Here is a 2,238-nt window from a genome sequence, read left to right as displayed (position 1 = left end):
GCCTTAAAACGCCTTAAAACGCCTTAAAACGCAAAATAAGCCCATATTTAAAACAAATCCTGCATTCATTTCCCTTATTGTCAAAAATCCAATTAAGAAAAAGCTGTAATCAAGGAGAGAAATAAACGATCTATCGTTATGTCGCTCACACTTCGTTCGCTTTGTTTTTTTCTTTTGACGCTAAGAGGAATTAACCAAACGAGTGTCTACGAGTGACACAAAGAAAATTCGCTTATTTCCCCCCTCTGAAAAACAGTTTTTGCTCTTTTGGAATTACTGAAGATATTTTTTAGCGAGTGTCTACGAGTGACACATTGAAGCTTTTGCTTTTCAAAAAGTATGAGCGCAGCGAATACATTATCAATGCTTTTGACTTTGCTTTTGCTCTTGAAACGACACGAGCGAAGCGAGTGCCATAGCCTTTGATTTTGCCTTTGATTTTGCTTTTTCTCTTTTTTTAATATTTTTAATATTTTAAATATTTTAGGGCTGTTTTTCTCTTTTATAATCATGTTGTTACTACTCTAACTATTAGAGATTGACTACTAACTATTAGAGATTGACTACTAACTATTAGAGATTGATTTTTCTAATATATTAGTATAAATTATCTCTAATACTTAAAATGAATACAGAATTATGCAAAATGAATTAGTAGTGAAATCGAACCAAGTTATTGAGGCTAGTTATCGCCTATCTGTTGTTGAACAGCGTGTTGTTTTATCGGCTATCGCCAAGATACCTAAAATGTGTGAAGTGTCAGATGATGAAATCTATACTGTCAGTATCCAAGACTTACAGGCTTTAGGGGTGCATGAGAAAACAGCTTACAGGGACTTAAAAGAAGCTGTAAACCGCTTGTATGAGCGTTCTATTAGCCTAGTTATTGATGACAAACTGATAAAAATGCGTTGGGTTCAACGTATAGAGTTTACAGAAAATCAGAGTATTGTTGCTCTTAGGTTTTCTAAGGATATATTGCCATTTATATCCAATGTAAAAGCGAATTTCACTCAATATATGCTATCTGAAGTATCAAAAATGCAGGGGGCATACTCTGTACGCATCTATGAGCTACTAACTCAATATAAATCTGTTGGGGAGCGTTCAATAGCCATAGATGATTTAAGAGTAATGCTAGATTTAGGCTCAAGATACAAAACAACGGGAAATTTAATTGCTTGGGTTATAGACCCATCCATTGAAGAAATTAACGAGCAAACCGACTTAAAAGTTACAGCAGAACCTCAAAAAACAGGGCGTAAATTCACTCATATAAAATTTACGATTAAGCAGAAACAAAAACCTAAAACACTAGACCCTAAACGAGACCCCAACACGCCCGACTTTTTCATCAAAATGACCGATGCACAACGTCATTTATTTGCAAATAAAATGTCTGAAATGCCCGAAATGTCTAGCTATTCACAGGGTACTGAAAGCTTTCAGCAATTTGCTATCCGTATCGCTGATATGCTTTTACAGCCTGAAAAGTTTAGAAAACTTTACCCTATTTTAGAAAAAGCAGGATTTAAACCATGATGCAACTGGAGAACCTAACAGCCAACTTTCAAGGCGTTCAAATTGAATATACCGACATCGTTAATTATGAAATTGCGAGGGAAAATATCTGCGGTTATATATTCCTACTATCCCGAAAATCTAAGAGTGCCGCACCAGCAGAAAAGACAAAAATTGAAAAACAGATAGCCGATTTAATTCACTATCGGGATAACTTGCAGATCGAGGATAAAGACAACATTCAACGGGTTTTAAAGGAGCTGATTCCTGAATATAAAAAGGCGGTTCCCGTATAATTCAATGTTTTCAAGTTGTAATCAAAATTGCATATAAATTTCAATAAATTAGCTATCAATTGTACACATTCGCAAACATTTTTTTGACGGTTTTTTTTGGATTTTTAGTGCTTTTAATGTTTTATTCTTTTGATTTTAAAAGAAAAAATCGAAGATTTTTTGCATCATGACTATGTGCGTATGGTGTATACCAAAAATTCGCCTTAAATCCATATTCGATATTCATTCAAAATCTGCAAAAATCGGTACAAAAAAGGGCGTATTCATCAAAAAAGACAAAAGGATTACTTTTGGATGACTAAAAGATTACTTTTAGGTTGCAAAGTGTACAAAAAGGTGACTTTTAGATGACTAAAAGTTGATTAAAAGATTACAAAAAATCAAAGCGGTATCAAAAGGTTATCAAAGCGGTATCAAAAGG

At 34.0% G+C, this 2,238-nt stretch carries 2 protein-coding genes; both read left to right on the top strand.

The features are described from left to right. Nucleotides 1-639: 639 nt before the first annotated feature. Nucleotides 640-1,542 (top strand): replication initiation protein RepM, encoded by a 903-nt coding sequence (repM, locus tag MMO38_RS16430; RefSeq protein WP_241324183.1) that lies wholly within the window; start codon nt 640-642, stop codon nt 1,540-1,542. Then, complete coding sequence (locus MMO38_RS16425; RefSeq protein ID WP_241324182.1) at nt 1,539-1,817, top strand: hypothetical protein; 279 nt, start codon at nt 1,539-1,541, stop codon at nt 1,815-1,817. The genes repM and MMO38_RS16425 overlap by 4 nt, the downstream gene beginning before the upstream one ends. Nucleotides 1,818-2,238 lie beyond the last annotated feature (421 nt).

Source organism: Acinetobacter sp. NIPH 1852 (assembly GCF_022549455.1).
Classification (GTDB): domain Bacteria; phylum Pseudomonadota; class Gammaproteobacteria; order Pseudomonadales; family Moraxellaceae; genus Acinetobacter.
This window is presented reverse-complemented; position numbering and strand designations above follow the sequence as displayed.

What these genes read in the sequence shown, in the direction of transcription:
- repM (WP_241324183.1), top strand. Translation starts at nt 640, where the DNA reads ATGCAAAATGAATTAGTAGTGAAATCGAACCAAGTTATTGAGGCTAGT.
- MMO38_RS16425 (WP_241324182.1), top strand. Translation starts at nt 1,539, where the DNA reads ATGATGCAACTGGAGAACCTAACAGCCAACTTTCAAGGCGTTCAAATT.